Origin of the sequence: Caulobacter segnis (genome assembly GCF_023935105.1) — a bacterium.
Lineage (GTDB): Bacteria > Pseudomonadota > Alphaproteobacteria > Caulobacterales > Caulobacteraceae > Caulobacter > Caulobacter segnis_B.
Window position 1 is genome coordinate 4921232 of record NZ_CP096040.1, and the last position, 16442, is coordinate 4937673.

The window sequence follows — 16442 nt, forward strand, 5'->3', positions numbered from 1 at the left end:
TCTTCAAGACGGGATCCTCTCCGAGGGACGGGCCGGCGCAGGGGGCTCGCGCGCCGGCCCTGGTTGCGGTCAGGGGCGGCTCACGACGCCGCTGACCGAACGGGTGTCGCCGTCATAGCCAGTGCGGCTGGCGTTGTAGCTGTAGGTTCCGTCGCCATTGTTGACGACGCTCGTCGCCCGGCTGGCCGAGGCGCCGTTGTTGAAGGTGCGCGATGCGCTCCCGGCATAGGCGCCGCCACCCCAGTTCGCGCTGCGCTGGCTGGCGACGCCGTAGCCGCCGGTGGTCTGGGTCCCGCGCGAGACCGAGACGGCGCCTGGCTGCCGACTGACGTGGCGATCGTGAACGTAGCCGCGACCATAGGCGCCCTGCACGCGGGTGGTATGGCCGTGCTGACCGGCCTCGGCGGCGGGAGCGAGCGCGGTGAACAGGGCCGTGGCGGCCAGGACGGCAGCGGTGAGAACGGTTTTACGCATGGTGTTTCCATCGGTTCGGTGACGTCCCTCGTCGCCGCACACAGAACATGCTGGGCCGCTCGTCTTGATGTTTCGCCGTCGACGAAATGTGTCGAAATGTAATCGTGGACGCCTCCGCCTTTTCCGCGCCGCGCCCGTGAGGCAAGGCTTTGGCCATGATCGACAACACCCTGATCGCGGTCGTCGAGGACGACGCCGAGATTCGCGACCTGACGCTGGGCCTGCTGCGCCGCGAGGGCTGGGAGGCCGTCGGCTGCGAGGACGCCGCCGCCTTCGACCGCCTGGCCGCCCGCCGCCGCGTCGATCTGGTGCTGCTGGACATCATGATGCCCGGTGAGGACGGCCTGTCGCTGTGCCGCCGCTTACGGACGACGGGCGAGACGGCGATCCTGATGGTCACCGCCAAGGGCGACGATATCGATCGGGTGATCGGTCTGGAGATCGGAGCCGACGATTACCTGGCCAAGCCCTACAATCCGCGCGAGCTCCTGGCCCGTGTCCGCGCCATCCTGCGCCGCACGCGCGAGGCGCACCGCGTGACCGCCGTCCCGCCGGGCGAGGTCTACGGCTTCGCTGGCTGGCGCCTGGACTCGGCAAGCCGCGACCTGATCGACGCGGAAGGCCGGCCGGTGACCCTGACCGGCGGCGAGCACGACCTGCTGATGGCCTTCCTGCGCCATGCCCAAAGGGTCCTGAGCCGCGACCAGTTGCTAGACTGGACGCGCGGCCGCAGCGCCAGCCCCTACGACCGCGCGATCGATGTCCTGCTGGGCCGGCTGCGGCGCAAGCTGGCCGGCGGCGCGGGCGGCGAAGGGCTGATCAAAACCGTGCGCGGCGGCGGCTACCTGTTCAGCGCGCCCGTCGAGCGGCTCTGAAGCGACGGTCATCATGGTTCTGGTCGACAATCTCTCCTCGCGCATCGCCGCCATCCTGCTGGCGGGCCTGGCCGTGCTGCTGGCGCTGGGCGCGGCCCTGATGATCTGGCCGACGGGCAGCGGCGCCGGCGGCGGCGTGCGCTTCTACCAGCTGCCCCAGCCCGACGAGGCGGTGGCGATGGTCGAGGCGCTGGAGGCCTCGCCCAGCTCGGCCCGGCCGGCGGTGCTGAAGGCGCTGGACACCGGGGTGATCCGCGCCAGCCTCGACGACGCCTTCCCAGCGCTCCTGCGCCGCGCCCGACCGGCCGACGCGCGCGACCCGGCTACGCCGCCTATGGTCGGGTGCTGGCGGGCCGCGACTGGCGGATCGAGGTGCGGCGCGGCGGGCGGCTGCGGGACGGCCCCATGCCCGGCCGAGCAGCCCTGCGCCTGTCGGTGCGACTGAAGGATGGAGCGGTGCTGACCCTGCGCCGGCGCGCCCCGGAATCGGCCCGCCGCTATCTGGGCCGCGTCACCCTGGCCTGCGCGGCGTTGCTGATGGTCACCTTGCTCATGCTGCTGGTCGCGGTGCGCCAGACCGCCCGACCGGTGGCCAGCCTGGCCCAGGCCGTGACTCGCTTCGGCGACGACCTGGACGCCGCCCCGCTGCCGCCCGGCGGCCCGCGCGAGATCCGCGACTTGTCGGCCGCCTTCAACACCATGCGCGAACGAATCCGGGGGCTGATGGACGAGCGCACCCGCATGTTGGCGGCCATCGCCCACGACCTGCGCACCTACCTGACCCGCCTGACCCTGCGCGCCGAGTTCATCGCCGACCCCGAACAACGGGCCAAGGCCGGCGCCGACCTGACCGAGATGGCCCAACTCCTGGAGGACACCCTGCTGTTCGCCCGCCAGGAGGCCGGGCGTGGCGACCGCGCGCGGCCGGTAGCGATCCAGCGCGAGCTGGAGACCCTGGTCGCGCTGCGCGCCGAGATGGGCCAGGCCGTAACCCTGGCGCCGGGCTCGACGGTCAACGCCCTGGTCTCGCCGGTGGCGCTGCGGCGGATGCTGAACAATCTGGTCGACAATGCCGTGATTTACGGCGGCGTGGTGTCACTGGAAGTCGAGGCCGTCGGCGAGGAGGTCCGCATCGCGGTGCTGGATCGCGGCCCCGGTCTGCCGGACGACGTGCTGGCCAGGATCACCGCCCCCTTCGAACGTGGCGAGACCTCGCGTAGTCGTCGCACCGGCGGCGCGGGCCTGGGGCTGTCGATCGTTCAGGCCCTGGCCCAGGCGCACGGGGGACGGCTGGTGCTGGCCAACCGCGAGGCCGGCGGCCTGGCGGCGATCGTGGTGCTGCCAGCGGGCTAGGCCAGATGCGGGGCCATGATTGGTGTGTCAGCGCTAGAATCTGGAAGGAGTGGAGGAATGGCTTAAGCAGCGTCGTCGAGCATCCGAGGCCGGCCTGCTGGAGATAGCTCCGCCTCCTGATGTTCGCTTGAGGCGCACGTGACTGGTAAAAGGTCACTGAGCGCCAATAGCTGCCGTCGACCCAGCTCCATAGACGCGACTTTGTCGACGTCTTTGAAAGAGAGCAGAGCCGAGACGACATGCTCTTTTCAACGAGCCGCTGTGTTCTGCCGAAGGCGTTAGGTCAAGATCGCCGGGGACGTTTACGAGCGCGGTGCGTTGGAGTCGCGCAAGCGCGGAGTTGGATCGCCTAACGGTCCGCACCGAAACGCTGGCTCCTTTCTCTCTGACTTGCGCGTTTCAGGATCCGGCCGTGATCGACCACAACAAGGCCGCCGAGCGGGAAATCGCCGATCATGGCGTCATCGGCAACCTGTCCACCACGGCCCTCGTGGCCACGGACGGCGCCATCGACTTCCTATGCTGGCCCCATTTCGACAGCCCAACCATCTTCGCCGCCTTGCTCGATGTCGACCAGGGCGGGGTCTTCGTGCTGTCGCCGCGGATCGACGATGCGCGCACAATGCAGATGTACCTGCCCGACACCAACGTGCTGCTGACCCGCTGGATAGGCGAAACCACCAGCGTCGAGATCATCGACCTGATGCCCATCCCCGACGCGAACGGCGACTGTGTCTGCCGCCTGATCCGTAGCGTGCGCGTGACGCGCGGAACCGTGACCATCGACCTGCGCTGCACGCCGCGCCCGGACTATGCCCGCCAGCGCCCCAAGGTGACGGTGATCGAAGACGCCGCCATGTTCTCGAGCCCTGACGGTCTGAGCCTGCGCCTGACCGGCCCCGTCGCCTTCGCGGCGGAAGACGACGGCGCCACCGCCCGCTTCACGCTCAACGCCGGCGAGCGCGCCGACTTCGTGCTCGACGACGAGGCCTCGCCCCGGCTCGAAGGCCACGCGCTGGAGGCCGCCATCCAACGCACCACCCGCGACTGGCGGGACTGGGCCAAGCGCTCGACCTACAAGGGCCGCTGGCGCGAGGCGGTCACCCGATCGGCCCTGGTGCTCAAGCTCCTGACCTCGAAGCGTCATGGCTCGATCGCCGCCGCCGCGACCTTCGGTCTGCCCGAGGCCCGGGGCGGCTCGCGCAACTGGGACTACCGGGCGACCTGGATCCGCGACGCCTCGTTCACCGTCTACAGCCTGATGCGCCTGGGCTACCTGGATGAGGCCACGGCTTTCACCCGCTGGGTCGCCGACCGCGCGGTCGAGTCCGGCGGCCGCCTCGACATCATGTACGCCATGGACGGCTCGCCCGAACCGCCGGAAACCGCCCTGGATCACCTGGCCGGCTACGGCGGGGCCAAGCCCGTCGTGATCGGCAACGCCGCGGCGGGCCAACTGCAGTTGGATATCTACGGCGAGCTGCTGGATTCCATCTATCTGAGCAACAAGTACGGCGAGGCGATCTCCCACGCCGACTGGCTGGGCGTGCGCCACGTCGTCGACCATGTCTGCAAGACCTGGCAAACGCCGGACGCGGGGATCTGGGAGGTTCGGCGCGAGCCGCGCGAGCACCTGCACTCACGGCTGATGTGCTGGGTGGCGGTCGACCGCGCCATCCGCCTGGCCAGCAAACGTTCGCTGGCCGCCCCGTTCGAGACCTGGATCCAGGCCCGCAACGCCATCAACGACGACATCTGGGAGAACTTCTGGAACCCGGAGCTGGGCCATTTCGTGCAGAGCAAGGGCAGTCGCGAGCTGGACGGCGCGATCCTGATGATGCCGCTGGTGCGCTTCATCGGGGCCAAGGATCCGGCCTGGCTGGCGACGCTGGACGCCATTGGCGAGCAGCTGACCGACGATGGCCTGGTGCGCCGCTACGCCGGCGAGGACGGATTGACCGGCCGGGAGGGCAGCTTCGCGGCCTGTTCGTTCTGGTACGTCGAGTGCCTAGCGCGCGCGGGCCGTCTCGAGCAGGCGCGGGCCAATTTCGAGAAGCTACTGCGGTACGGCAACCATCTGCACCTCTATGCTGAGGAGTTCGACGCCCGGGCCCAGCTGATCGGCAACTTCCCCCAGGCGTTCACCCACCTGGCCCTGATCAGCGCGGCCTTCTACCTGAACCGGGCGCTCGACGACGACAAAAGTCAGCAGTGGCGCGCCTAGAGTCCGCCATTCGACAGAACGCTGTGTTTCGGCGGAACTGCGTCTTGGAGGCGGGGTTTTCCTAACGATCGCGCGTTCCTACATCGACGGGCTGACGCTCTTCAGGAGATCCAGATGGCGGCTCAAACGGTCGATCCGCGGGAGCAGGATTTGGACGCGCTGGCGATCACCACCCTGCGCACCCTGGCGATCGACGCGGTCGAGAAGGCCAATTCCGGCCATCCCGGAACGCCCATGGCCATGGCCCCGGTTGGCTATACCCTGTGGAGCCGGTTCCTGCGCTATGACCCGGACAAGCCGGACTGGCCCAACCGCGACCGTTTCGTGCTGTCGGCCGGCCATGCCTCAATGTTGCTCTACGGCCTGCTGCACCTGACCGGCGTGCGTGAGATCGACGCCGAGGGCCGCCCGACCGGCCAGCCCGCCGTCAGCCTCGAGGACATCCGCCAGTTCCGGCAGCTGTCGTCCAAGACTCCGGGCCACCCCGAATACCGCATGACCACTGGGGTCGAGACCACCACCGGCCCGCTGGGCCAGGGCTGCGGCAATTCGGTGGGCATGGCCCTGGCCGAGCGCTGGCTGGCCGCGCGCTTCAATCGCGACGACGCCCAGCTGTTCGACCACGACGTCTACGTGCTGTGCGGCGACGGCGACATGATGGAGGGCGTCTCCAGCGAAGCCGCCTCGCTGGCGGGCCACTACAAACTGTCGAACCTGTGCTGGATCTACGACAGCAACACGATCAGCATCGAGGGCCACACATCCCTCGCCTTCACCGAGGACGTGGCCGCGCGCTTCCGGGCCTATGGCTGGAAGACCCTGCATGTCGACGACGCCAACGACACCGCCGCCCTCGCCCGCGCGATCGAGACCTTCAAGGCCACCGAGGACGCCCCGACCCTGATCGTCGTCAACAGCGTCATCGGATATGGCGCGCCGACCAAGGCCAATACCGAGAAGGCGCACGGCGAGCCGCTGGGCGCGGACGAGAGCAAGGCCGCCAAGCGGTCCTACGGCTGGCCGGAAGACGCCCAGTTCCTGGTGCCCAACGGCGTCGCCGACCATGCCCACGCCGCCGTCGCCGACCGCGGCCGCCCGCTGCGCGAAGCCTGGGACGCGACCTTCGCCCGCTATCGCGAGCGCTATCCGGACCTGGCCGAAACCTTCGAGCGCCTGCGGTCGGGCAAGCTGCCCGACGGCTGGGACAAGGACATCCCGACCTTCGCGACGGACGCCAAGGGGATCGCCTCGCGCGACGCTGGCGGCAAGGCGCTCAACGCTATCGCCCAGCACGTCCTGGGCCTGGTCGGCGGCGCGGCGGACCTGTCACCCTCGACCAAGACCGACCTGACCTTCGAAGGCGCGAGACAGCTGCAGGCCGACGACTACGGCGGTCGCACCATGCACTTCGGCGTCCGCGAGCACGCCATGGGGTCGATCGCCAACGGCATGGCGCTGTCTTACCTGCGATCGTTCACCGCCACCTTCCTGGTGTTCAGCGACTATATGCGGCCGCCGATCCGGCTGGCGGCGATCATGGAGATCCCGACGGTCTTCGTGTTCACCCACGATTCCATCGGAGTCGGCGAGGACGGCCCCACCCACCAGCCGATCGAGCATCTGGCCGCCTTGCGCGCCATTCCCGGGCTCAATGTCATCCGCCCGGCCGACGCCAACGAGACCGCCCAGGCGTGGAAGATGGCCATGGCCCAGTCGAACGAGCCCAGTTGCCTGATCCTCAGCCGCCAGGCCCTGCCGACCATCGACCGCACGCGCTACGCCGCGGCCGACGGCCTGGCCAAGGGGGCCTATGTCCTGGCCGACTCCGACGGGACGCCGCAGATCATCCTGCTGGCCACCGGCAGCGAGGTCCCCCTCGCCGTGGCGGCACACGAAACCCTCGCGGCCGCCAGCATCCGCTCGCGCGTGGTGTCGATGCCGTCCTGGTCGGTGTTTGAAAAGCAGGACGCCACCTATCGCGAGCAGGTCCTGCCGCGCGCCGTCCGGGCGCGCCTGGCCATCGAGCAGGCCGGTCCGATCGGCTGGGACCGCTATGTCGGCTTCGATGGCGAGACCATCACCATGAACACCTTCGGCGCCTCGGCCCCGCTAGCCAAGCTGCAGGACAAGTACGGCTTCACGCCGGACAAGGTGGTCGCGCGGGCCAAGGCGCTGATCGCCAAGCTGGAAGAACAGTCATGAGCAACCGCCTGAAGACCCTCGCCGCCGCCGGACAGGGCGTTTGGCTGGATTTCGTCGATCGCGAGTTCCTGGCCGATGGCGGACTGGACAAGCTGATCGCCGAGGACGGCCTGACCGGCGTCACCTCCAACCCCTCGATCTTCGAGAAGGCCATTGGCCACAGCGACGCCTATGACGAGGCGGTGAAGACCTTCGTGAAGGCCCACCCCGACGCCGACGCGACGGCAGTTTATGAGAGCCTGGCCATCGCCGACATCCAGACGGCGGCCGACGCCCTGCTGCCGACCTACGATCGCCTGGACGGCAAGGATGGCTATGTCAGCCTCGAGGTCTCGCCCTACCTGGCCAACGACACCGACGGCACGATCGCCGAGGCGCGGCGGCTGTGGAAGGCGGTCGACCGGCGCAACCTGATGATCAAGGTCCCCGGCACGGACGCCGGCGTCCCGGCCGTCCGCGCGCTGATCGAGGACGGGCTGAACATCAACATCACCCTGCTGTTCTCGATCGAGGCCTACCAGGCCGTGGCCGAGGCCTATCTGGCTGGGCTAGAAGCCCGCGTCGCCAAGGGCCGGCCCATCGACAGGATCGCCAGCGTCGCCAGCTTCTTCGTCAGCCGCATCGACACCCAGATGGACAAGAAGATCGCGGCGCTGGACACGGCTGACGCCAAGGCGCTGGCCGGTAAGATCGCCATCGCCAACGCCAAGCTGGCCTATGCCTGGTACCAGGACCTGATCGCCAGCCCGCGCTGGACGGCGCTGGCCGCCAAGGGCGCCATGCCCCAGCGGCTGCTGTGGGCCTCGACCGGGGTCAAGAATCCCGACTATCGCGACGTGCTCTATATCGAAACCCTGATCGGCCCCGACACCGTCAATACCGTGCCGCCCAAGACCCTGGACGCCTTCCGCGACCACGGCGAGGTCGACCAGACCCTGACCGAGGGGACCGCGGACGCCAGAGCCATACTGGAGAAGGCGGCCGCCCTGGGCCTGGACCTACCCGGCGTCACGGCGGCGCTGGTCGCCGACGGCGTCAAGCAATTCTCCGACGCCGCCGACACCCTATTGGCCGCCGTCGAGGAAAAGCGCCGCGCCTTCGTCCAAGACACAGCGGAATAATCCTACGGCACAATCGCCGCGCCTCAACATCTCGAAGGGACCCAGTCATGAAGATCGGTGTGATCGGCCTTGGCCGCATGGGCGCCAACATCGTCCGTCGTTTGATGCGCGGCGGCCATGAGGTGGTGGTGCACAACCGCTCGCCCGAGCCGGTGCAGGAACTGGCCAAGGAAGGCGCGATCGCCTCGACTGATCTTCAGGACATGCGCGCCAAGCTGGGCCAGAGCGCGATCTACTGGGTGATGCTGCCGGCCGGCGCGGTCACCGACGAGACGATCGATGAGATCGCGGGTTTCGCCAGCCCCGGCGACATCATCATCGACGGCGGCAACAGCTTCTACAAGGACGACATTCGCCGGGCCAAGGCGTTGCGCGCCAAGAACCTCGACTATGTCGATGTCGGCACCTCGGGCGGCGTCTGGGGACTGGAGCGCGGCTACTGCATGATGATCGGCGGCGACGACGCCGTGGTCAGCAAGCTGGACCCCATCTTCGCGACCCTGGCCCCGGGCTATGGCGACATCGCGCGCACCAAGGGCCGCGACGCCGCCGACGATCGCGCCGAGCGCGGCTATATCCATGCCGGTCCGGCCGGCGCCGGGCACTTCGTCAAGATGGTGCACAACGGCATCGAGTACGGCCTGATGCAGGCCTATGCCGAGGGCTTCGACATCCTCAAGAACAAGGCCTCAGAGCTCCTGCCGGAGGACGAGCGCTTCACGCTGGACCTGCCCGACATCGCCGAGGTCTGGCGCCGCGGCAGCGTGATCAGCTCCTGGCTGCTGGACCTCAGCGCCTCGGCCCTGGCCAAGGACGGGGCCCTTGACGGCTTCAACGGCAAGGTCGCCGACAGCGGCGAAGGGCACTGGACCATCGAGGCGGCCATGGAAGAGGCCGTGCCGGCCAACGTGCTGTCGGCCGCGCTCTACGCCCGCTACCGCTCGCGCAGCGAGAACACCTACGGCGAGAAGCTGCTGTCGGCCATGCGCTTCGGCTTCGGCGGCCACGTGGAGACGCCGAATTGACGCAGCGCCCTCCCCTCGCCCCCGACGCCTCCCTGGTGATCTTTGGTGCGATGGGCGACTTGGCGCGTCGGCTGCTGGCGCCGTCGCTGGCCAATCTGCGGCGGGACGGGCTGATCGGCGAAGGTCTCTCGGTCATCGGCGTCAGCCACGGCGAGGGAAACGACGAAGACCTGGCCAAGGCCTTGGGTGAGTTCATCCCGCCGGATGACGCCGCCGCGAAGTCGGCGTGGAGCGCGCTGCGCGGCGGGATCACCTATCTGCAGGGCGACTTCACCGAGCCGGCGACCTTCCAGGCCCTGGCCGACAAGCTGAAGGGCCAGGCCAACGTAGTCTTCTATCTGGCCACCAGCCCGTCGTTCTTCGCCGAGATCGTGGAGGGCCTGGGCCACGCCGACCTCCTCGATGAAAGCGAGGGCTTCCGCCGGGTGGTGATCGAAAAGCCGTTCGGCGTCGACCTCGAGTCGGCCAAGGCCCTCAACGCCCGTCTGCTGAAGGTGGCGACCGAGGAGCAGCTCTATCGGATCGACCACTTCCTGGGGAAGGACACCGTCCGCAACATCCTGGTCGCGCGGTTCGGCAACAGCCTACTCGAGGCGGTGTGGAACAACCGCTTCATCGACCACATCCAGATCACCGCCGCCGAGACGATCGGCGTGGGCACGCGCGGCAAGTTCTATGACGCCACCGGCGCGCTGCGCGACATGGTCCCCAACCACCTTTTCAAGTTGCTGGCCATGGTTGGCATGGAGGCGCCCAACAGCTTCGACGCCGAGGCCGTGCGCGCCGAGCGGGCGCGGGTGATCGGCGCGATCCGCCCGCCCTCGCCCGAGGACGCCAAGACCAACATGGCGCGCGGCCGCTACACCGCCGGCCAAGCGGCCGGCAAGCCGCTCAAGGACTATGTCGCCGAGTCGGACGTCGCGGCGGACGGCGACACCGAGACCTATGTCGCCCTGAAGCTGGAGGTCGACACCTGGCGTCTGGCCAGCGTGCCGATCTACCTGCGCACCGGCAAGGCGATGTCGACGCACGACACCGAGATCGTCATCGCCTTCAAGCCCCCTGCCCTGGCGCTCTTCCGCGAATCCGAAGGCCCGACGCCGGCCAACCAGCTGATCCTGCAGATCGGGCCCGACGAGGGCATCACGCTCGATTTCGTCGCCAAGGCTCCTGGACCGCTGGCTAACACCGCGCCTGTCTCGATGGCCTTCCGTTACAAGGACCATTTCGAGATGGGCGGTTCGACCGGCTACGAAACCCTGATCTACGACGTGCTGATCGGCGATCCGTCGCTGTTCCAGCGCGGCGACGAAATCGAGGCGGCCTGGCGGGCGGTGCAGCCGTTCCTGACCTTGATGGCGCAGGGCGACGCCCCTCTGGAGGATTACGCCGCCGGCAGCGATGGCCCCGCCGGCGCCGACGCCCTGATGGCGCGCGATGGCCGCCAATGGCATCGTCTGGGCTCATGAGCGTGCTCCCCATCAAGCTCCTGGTTTCCGACGTCGACGGCACGCTGGTGCGTGGCGATAAGACGTTGTCCCAGGTTACCATCGACGCCTTCGGCCGCCTGCGTACTGCGGGGATCACCGCCACGCTGATCAGCGCTCGTCCGCCCAGCGGGATGCTTCGCTTGGCCAAGGCGTTGGACATTCCAGGCCCTCTCGGCGCATTCAACGGCGGCACGCTGATCGACGCCAGCGGCGCCGTGCTCAGCGCCCAGCGGCTGGAGCCAGACGTCGCGACCACGTCGCTCGCCCTGCTGGAGGCGGCCGGCGTCGACATCTGGCTGTTCGCCCACGGGCTCTGGTACAGCCGCGACACCCGCAACATCCATACCGACCACGAGCGCTTGGCCGCCGATACCGAGCCGACTCTGGTCGCCGACTTCTCCGGCCTCGACCGGGTCGACAAGATCGTGGCGATCAGCGAGGACCACGCAGGCCTCGCGCGGCTGGAAGCCAAGGTCATCGCCGCTGTCGGCGAGCGCGCCACGGTCGCCCGCTCGCAGCCCTACTATCTCGACATCACCGCCCCGGCCGCCAACAAGGGCGATGGCATCGCCGCGGTCGCCAAGGCCGCCGGCGTGTCGCTCGCCGAAACCGCCGCGATCGGCGACATGGCCAACGACCTGCCGATGTTCGCCCGCGCGGGTCTGGCCATCGCCATGGGCCAGGCGCCCGAGCACGTCCGGGCGGCGGCGCGCTTCGTCACCGCTTCCAACGACGACGACGGCGTCTCCAGGGCCATCGACCGCTACATCCTGCGCACGGAGGCCCCGGCATGAGCCGGCCGATCAAGATCGCGCCCTCCGTCCTGGCGGCCGACTTCACGCGGCTGGGCGAGGAGGTGCGCGCCATCGACGCCGCCGGCGCCGACTGGATCCATGTCGACATCATGGACGGCCGGTTCGTGCCCGAGATCTCGTTTGGCCCTTCGATCGTCAAGGCGATCCGCCGGAGCACCGCCAAGCCGTTGAACGTCCACCTGATGGTCGTCGAGCCGGAGCGATCGCTGGAACGCTATCGCGACGCCGGCGCTGATCACCTGCTGGTCCAGGCCGAGCCGGGTTCGACGGTCCACCTGCACCGCGTGCTCTCCCAGGTGCGCGAGCTGGGCTGTCGCCCAGGCGTCGTGATCGATCCCGCCACCCCGATCGCCTGGATCGAACACGTGCTGCACCTGGTCGATATCGTGCTGGTGATGACGGTCAATCCCGGCTTCGGCGGCCAGGCTTTCCTTCCCGAGATGCTGCCCAAGATCGCCGCCTTGCGCCAGCTGTGCGACGCCCGGGACCTGTCGCCGCACATCGAGGTCGACGGCGGCCAGGACGCCCATACGGCCTCCGCCGTCATCGAAGCCGGCGCGGACGTCCTGGTGGCCGGAACCTCGATCTTCAACTCGGGCGACTATGCCCAGGCGATCCGCAAGCTGCGCAATTATGCTCCTGGGCCGTGAGCGCGTGGCCGTATGGTGGGACCGCATACAGCAGACGAGCGACAGAAGCGGTATTTGGATCGCTTCCAGGAACTGGACGATCAGCGCCTATTACTATGAAGACTTGGGCCGTTCGCCGACGACCGCAACGGACTTGCTAGCCGTCCCCGTCGGCCAGAGTTGACCCAGGCGGCTACCCAGGACGCCGTCCACCGGCGGAAATTCGTCTGGAATTCAAGGCCTTGGCGATGACTGGCGCCAAGGCCTGGCCGATCCGCTTGGCGCCCTCCGCGTTGGGATGGAGGCCATCGCGCTGGATCAGCGTCGGATTGCCACTGACCCCGGCCAGGATGTTGGGATAGAGCGGCACGGCGAATTCTCGCGCCAAACTGGGATAAACCGCGTTGAACTCGCGGGCGTAGGCGGCTCCGATTATCGGCGGCGCGCCGACACCCACCAGCACCGCCTTGATGCCTCGCGCCTTCAGTTTCTGGAGAACGCCGCGCAGATTGGCCTTGGTCTTGGACGGCTCGACGCCCTGTAGCAGATCATTGCCGCCCAGTGCGACGACGCAGAGGGTCGTGTCGTTGCCGACGCTGAAGCCGACCCGCGCTAGCCCGCCGCCACTGGTGTCGCCCGAGACGCCCGCCGCTCGGACGATGGCGGGAACCCCCATCTTCTGGAGCGCTGACTGGAGCTGGGCCGGCATGGCGTCGCGCGCGGGCAGGCCTAGCCCAGCCGTGATGGAGTCGCCTAAAACCGTGACGACGGCGGACTTCGGCGCGGCGGCGATCTGAGTCATCAGGCCCAGACCGAGCAAAAATCGGCGGCGGCTGGGAAAACGCTGTGCGGTGGGGCTCATGCCTTCCTATGTAGGGCTGCTGTCGGCGGAACAAGACCGCCTCATAGGAAGCGACATGACCGACGGCGTTCCGCCCCCAGTGCAAGCTGTTCCGCCCTTGGTCCTGGAGGCCATCGCCTTGACCTTGCCCTCCACCGCCGGCCCCGTGAACATCTTGCGCGGCGTCGGCCTCACGGTTGGCGCCGGAGAGCGCGTAGCCGTGATCGGCCCTTCTGGCTCGGGCAAGTCCTCGTTGATCGCGGTCGGGGCCGGGCTTGAAGAGCCTACTGGCGGAACGGTGCGCTTGTTCGGCCAGGACCTCGCCAAACTGGACGAGGACGGCCGCGCGCGGCTGCGCCGCGGCCGCGCGGCGCTGGTGTTTCAGGCCTTTCACCTGCTGCCCAACATGACCGCCGAGGAGAACGTCGCAACCCCGCTGGAGATCGCGGGGGTCCGCGGCGCAGGCGCCACGGCGCGCGACTGGCTGGGCCGAGTCGGCCTGTCCGGGCGTCTGACACACTATCCGCACCAACTGTCGGGCGGCGAGCAGCAACGGGTCGCTCTGGCCCGCGCCCTTGCCGCCCGCCCGGCCCTGCTGTTCGCCGACGAGCCGACCGGCAATCTGGATAGCGCGACCGCCGCGTCCGTCGCCAACCTGATGTTCGATCTTGTCGCCGAGGTCGGTGCGGCCCTGGTGATGGTCACCCATGACCCGGCCCTGGCCGCGCGCGCCGATCGCATCGTGCGGATGGCCGATGGACGGATCGCGGCGTGACGAACCTTCCGCTGGCCTTGCGCCTGGCCGCCCGGGAGCTGCGCTCGGGCGTGCGCGGCTTTCGCATCTTCCTGGCCTGCCTGGCCCTGGGCGTGGCCGCCATCGCCGCCGCCGGCTCGACCGCCGAGGCGTTCCGCCAAGGTCTTGCCAGTCAGGCGCGTGAGATCCTGGGCGGCGACCTGTCGTTTTCGGTGGAGAACCGCGACTTCACGGACAAGGAGCGCGCGGCCTTTGAAAAGCTGGGCGTCACCACCTATGCCGCCGGCGCCCGCGCCATGGCCCAGGCGCCGGGCGGAGATCGCCGGCTTGTCAGCCTGCGCGGGGTGGACAGTCGTTTCCCGCTGGCCGGCGCCGTCAAGCTGGACGGCGCGCCCAACCTCGCCGCCGCCCTGGCCGACCGTGACGGCTTGCCCGGCGCGGCGGTCGACCCCGCCCTGCTGGATCGGCTGCACCTGAAGATCGGCGACCGCTTCGAGGCCGGCGCCATGAACCTGGTTGTGCGCGCCCGCCTGCTCAGCGAACCCGACGGCCTGTCGCGCGGCTTCTCCATCGCCCCGCGCGTTCTCGTCCGCGGCGATGTCCTCGAGCGCTCCGGCCTGCTCGCGCCGGGAGGTCTCTCCGGCCGCACGGTTCGCATCGGCCTGCCGGCTGGCCAGGATCCCCGCGCCACGGGCAAGGCCTTCCAGGCCGCGTTCCCAGATTCCCATCTGGAGGTCCGTGATCGACTGGATAGCGCGCCGGGCGCTCGGCGACTGATCGACCAACTGGAATACTTTCTGGGCTTTATCGGTCTAGCCTCGCTGGTGGCCGGCGGTCTGGGTGTCGCCGGCGCGGTGTCGGCCTACCTCTCGGCGCGGGAGCCGGCGATCGCGGTGCTCAAGGCCCTGGGCGCGGAGAGCGGCCTCATCCGAAACCTGCACCTGATCCAGATCGGCGTCCTGGCCCTACTGGGGGTGGCGATCGGCTTGGTCATCGGCGCAGCCGCCCCACTGATCCTGGGCCAGATGGCCGGCGCGAACCTGCCGATCCCAGCGCTGTTCAAGGTCTATCCGTGGCCGCTCGCCAAGGCCGGACTGTTCGGCTTCCTGGCGGCGACAGCATTCTCGCTGATCCCGCTGGCGCGGGCTCGCAGCACGCCGCCTTCGGCCCTGTTCCGCCGCACGCCCAAGGCCCACTTTCCGCTGGGCCCTGAGGCGATCGGCGCGGTCGTGGCGGGCGCCGGCCTCGCGGCTCTGGCCGTGGTCACCGCCCCGAGTCCGCTAGCGGCGGCGATCATGATCGCGGGCGTCGCCATCGCCTTTGGCCTGCTCTCGGCGCTCGGTCGGATTGCGGCCAGAGGCGCGGGCCGCGCTCGCCGGCTGACGCGCGGCCCCGGCAAGCTCGGCCTTGCCAACCTCGCCGGCCCGAACTCGGCGGCGAAGACTGCAAGTCCCGCGATCGGCCTCGGCGTCGCCCTCCTCTCCTGGGTCGTGCTGATCCAGTCGGCTCTGCTGGCCCAGGTCAGCGACGTCGCTCCACGCACAGCGCCGGCCATGGTGTTCACCGAGATCCCCGCCGACCGCGCCGCCGCCTTCGACGCTGCGGTGGCCGACGTAATCGGACCGCTGCATGAGGACGTCTATCTGCGTATGCCGTTCGCTACGGGTCGGATCATCCGCCTCAAGGGCCGGCCCGTTGACACCAAGAGCATAAGGGCCTCGCAGCGCTGGGCGTTCGACAACGACATCGGCCTTTCCCTGTTCGCTCGAGAACCGGCGAAGGCGGGCCTTGTATCTGGTCGCTGGTGGCGCGCGGACAGCGCCGCTCCGCCTCAGGTCGCCATCAATGTCGAGATCGCCCACGCCGCCGACCTCAAGGTCGGCGACACGATCACCGTTCTGGTCCTCGGCCGGGAGATCGAGGCGCGGATCGCTGTGCTCCGCAAGGTCGACTTTGGGGGCTTCGGACCAAACTTCGCGCTGATCTTTAATCCCGCCACGCTGGAGGGCGCCGACCTGCGCAGCGTCGCCATCGTCAGGCTCGACCGCGCGCAGGAGGCCACGCTCACCCGCGAGCTCGGCCAGGACTTTCCGGGGGTGAACGTGATCAGCGTGCGCGAGCAGTTGGACGCGGCCGCCGCCCTCTTCGACCGCTTGGCGCTGGCCGTCCGCGGCGCGGCAGCCGTCGCTGGCCTCGCGGGAATACTGGTGCTGGCGGGCGCCATAGCCGCCGGAGCCCGGGCGCGGGCGCGAGAAGCGGCCACCTTGAAGGTGCTAGGGGCGACGCGCGCCCAGATCCTACTCGCTTACGTTATAGAGTACGGCGCCGTGGGACTCATCGCCGGCTCAGCGGGCGTATTGTTTGGTGTCGCGGCGGCGTGGCCGGTTGTGGTCAAGATCTTCGAAGCGCGCTGGAGCATCGACTGGAGCGGCATCCTGGTGCTCTTGACCGGTGCTACAGGCCTGGCGAGCGTCGGCGGCCTGATCGCCGCAAGTCTCGCTCTGTCCCAACGTCCAGCCCCGGTGCTGCGCGGGGATTGAGATGTCTGGATCAACGGCGGCGCCGCGCCATTTGCGAACAGTGGCGTAGCTCCAGAAATTCGACATTCACCGGTCCAAATTGGTCCCGGCCAACCGTCG

The 16442-nt window shown here is 68.9% G+C and carries 14 protein-coding genes; 12 read left to right on the forward strand and 2 right to left on the reverse strand.

From position 1 onward, the window contains the following. Nucleotides 1–69: 69 nt before the first annotated feature. The gene (locus MZV50_RS22900; protein WP_252631637.1) at nucleotides 70–474 is read right to left on the reverse strand and encodes a hypothetical protein; all 405 of its coding nucleotides are present in this window, start codon (nucleotides 472–474) and stop codon (nucleotides 70–72) included. A gap of 155 nt (nucleotides 475–629) precedes the next feature. Between MZV50_RS22900 and MZV50_RS22905 the strand changes: the two genes are divergently transcribed. The 10 genes from MZV50_RS22905 to rpe all read left to right on the forward strand — a co-directional run bounded on the left by MZV50_RS22905 (nucleotide 630) and on the right by rpe (nucleotide 12229). Continuing rightward, entirely contained in the window at nucleotides 630–1349 is a 720-nt protein-coding gene (locus MZV50_RS22905; protein ID WP_252631638.1) for a response regulator, read from the forward strand. Between the two features lie 13 nt (nucleotides 1350–1362). Further along, a complete protein-coding gene (locus tag MZV50_RS22910) occupies nucleotides 1363–1794 on the forward strand; it encodes a hypothetical protein (RefSeq protein WP_252631639.1) in 432 nt (143 codons plus the stop codon). Then, nucleotides 1755–2702: an ATP-binding protein gene (locus MZV50_RS22915; protein WP_252631640.1), complete on the forward strand. Its 948-nt coding sequence runs from the start codon at nucleotides 1755–1757 to the stop codon at nucleotides 2700–2702. The genes MZV50_RS22910 and MZV50_RS22915 overlap by 40 nt, the downstream gene beginning before the upstream one ends. Nucleotides 2703–3114: 412 nt before the next feature. Continuing rightward, nucleotides 3115–4926: a glycoside hydrolase family 15 protein gene (locus MZV50_RS22920; protein ID WP_252631641.1), complete on the forward strand. Its 1812-nt coding sequence runs from the start codon at nucleotides 3115–3117 to the stop codon at nucleotides 4924–4926. Between the two features lie 114 nt (nucleotides 4927–5040). Further along, nucleotides 5041–7128 carry a transketolase gene (gene tkt, locus MZV50_RS22925; protein WP_252631642.1) on the forward strand — a complete coding sequence of 696 codons (2088 nt, stop codon included), beginning with the start codon at nucleotides 5041–5043 and terminating at the stop codon, nucleotides 7126–7128. After that, entirely contained in the window at nucleotides 7125–8249 is a 1125-nt protein-coding gene (gene tal / locus MZV50_RS22930) for a transaldolase (RefSeq protein ID WP_252631643.1), read from the forward strand. The genes tkt and tal overlap by 4 nt, the downstream gene beginning before the upstream one ends. Nucleotides 8250–8296: 47 nt before the next feature. Beyond that, nucleotides 8297–9274, forward strand: a complete 978-nt coding sequence (gene gnd / locus MZV50_RS22935; RefSeq protein WP_252631644.1) for a phosphogluconate dehydrogenase (NAD(+)-dependent, decarboxylating) — start codon at nucleotides 8297–8299, stop codon at nucleotides 9272–9274. After that, on the forward strand, nucleotides 9271–10743 hold the full coding sequence (gene zwf / locus MZV50_RS22940) for a glucose-6-phosphate dehydrogenase (protein WP_252631645.1): 1473 nt from the start codon (nucleotides 9271–9273) through the stop codon (nucleotides 10741–10743). Before gnd ends, zwf begins: the two co-directional genes overlap by 4 nt. Further along, nucleotides 10740–11558 carry an HAD family hydrolase gene (locus tag MZV50_RS22945; RefSeq protein WP_252631646.1) on the forward strand — a complete coding sequence of 273 codons (819 nt, stop codon included), beginning with the start codon at nucleotides 10740–10742 and terminating at the stop codon, nucleotides 11556–11558. The genes zwf and MZV50_RS22945 overlap by 4 nt, the downstream gene beginning before the upstream one ends. After that, nucleotides 11555–12229 carry a ribulose-phosphate 3-epimerase gene (gene rpe / locus MZV50_RS22950; RefSeq protein WP_252631647.1) on the forward strand — a complete coding sequence of 225 codons (675 nt, stop codon included), beginning with the start codon at nucleotides 11555–11557 and terminating at the stop codon, nucleotides 12227–12229. The genes MZV50_RS22945 and rpe overlap by 4 nt, the downstream gene beginning before the upstream one ends. Before the next feature lie 172 nt (nucleotides 12230–12401). Here the strand turns inward: rpe and MZV50_RS22955 are convergent, their stop codons facing one another. Then, on the reverse strand, nucleotides 12402–13070 hold the full coding sequence (locus MZV50_RS22955) for an arylesterase (RefSeq protein WP_252631648.1): 669 nt from the start codon (nucleotides 13068–13070) through the stop codon (nucleotides 12402–12404). 55 nt (nucleotides 13071–13125) lie between these two features. Between MZV50_RS22955 and MZV50_RS22960 the strand changes: the two genes are divergently transcribed. Together MZV50_RS22960 and MZV50_RS22965 are read left to right on the forward strand one after the other, a co-directional pair. Continuing rightward, nucleotides 13126–13824, forward strand: a complete 699-nt coding sequence (locus MZV50_RS22960; protein ID WP_252631649.1) for an ABC transporter ATP-binding protein — start codon at nucleotides 13126–13128, stop codon at nucleotides 13822–13824. Further along, entirely contained in the window at nucleotides 13821–16343 is a 2523-nt protein-coding gene (locus MZV50_RS22965; RefSeq protein WP_252631650.1) for an ABC transporter permease, read from the forward strand. The genes MZV50_RS22960 and MZV50_RS22965 overlap by 4 nt, the downstream gene beginning before the upstream one ends. Nucleotides 16344–16442: the final 99 nt, after the last annotated feature.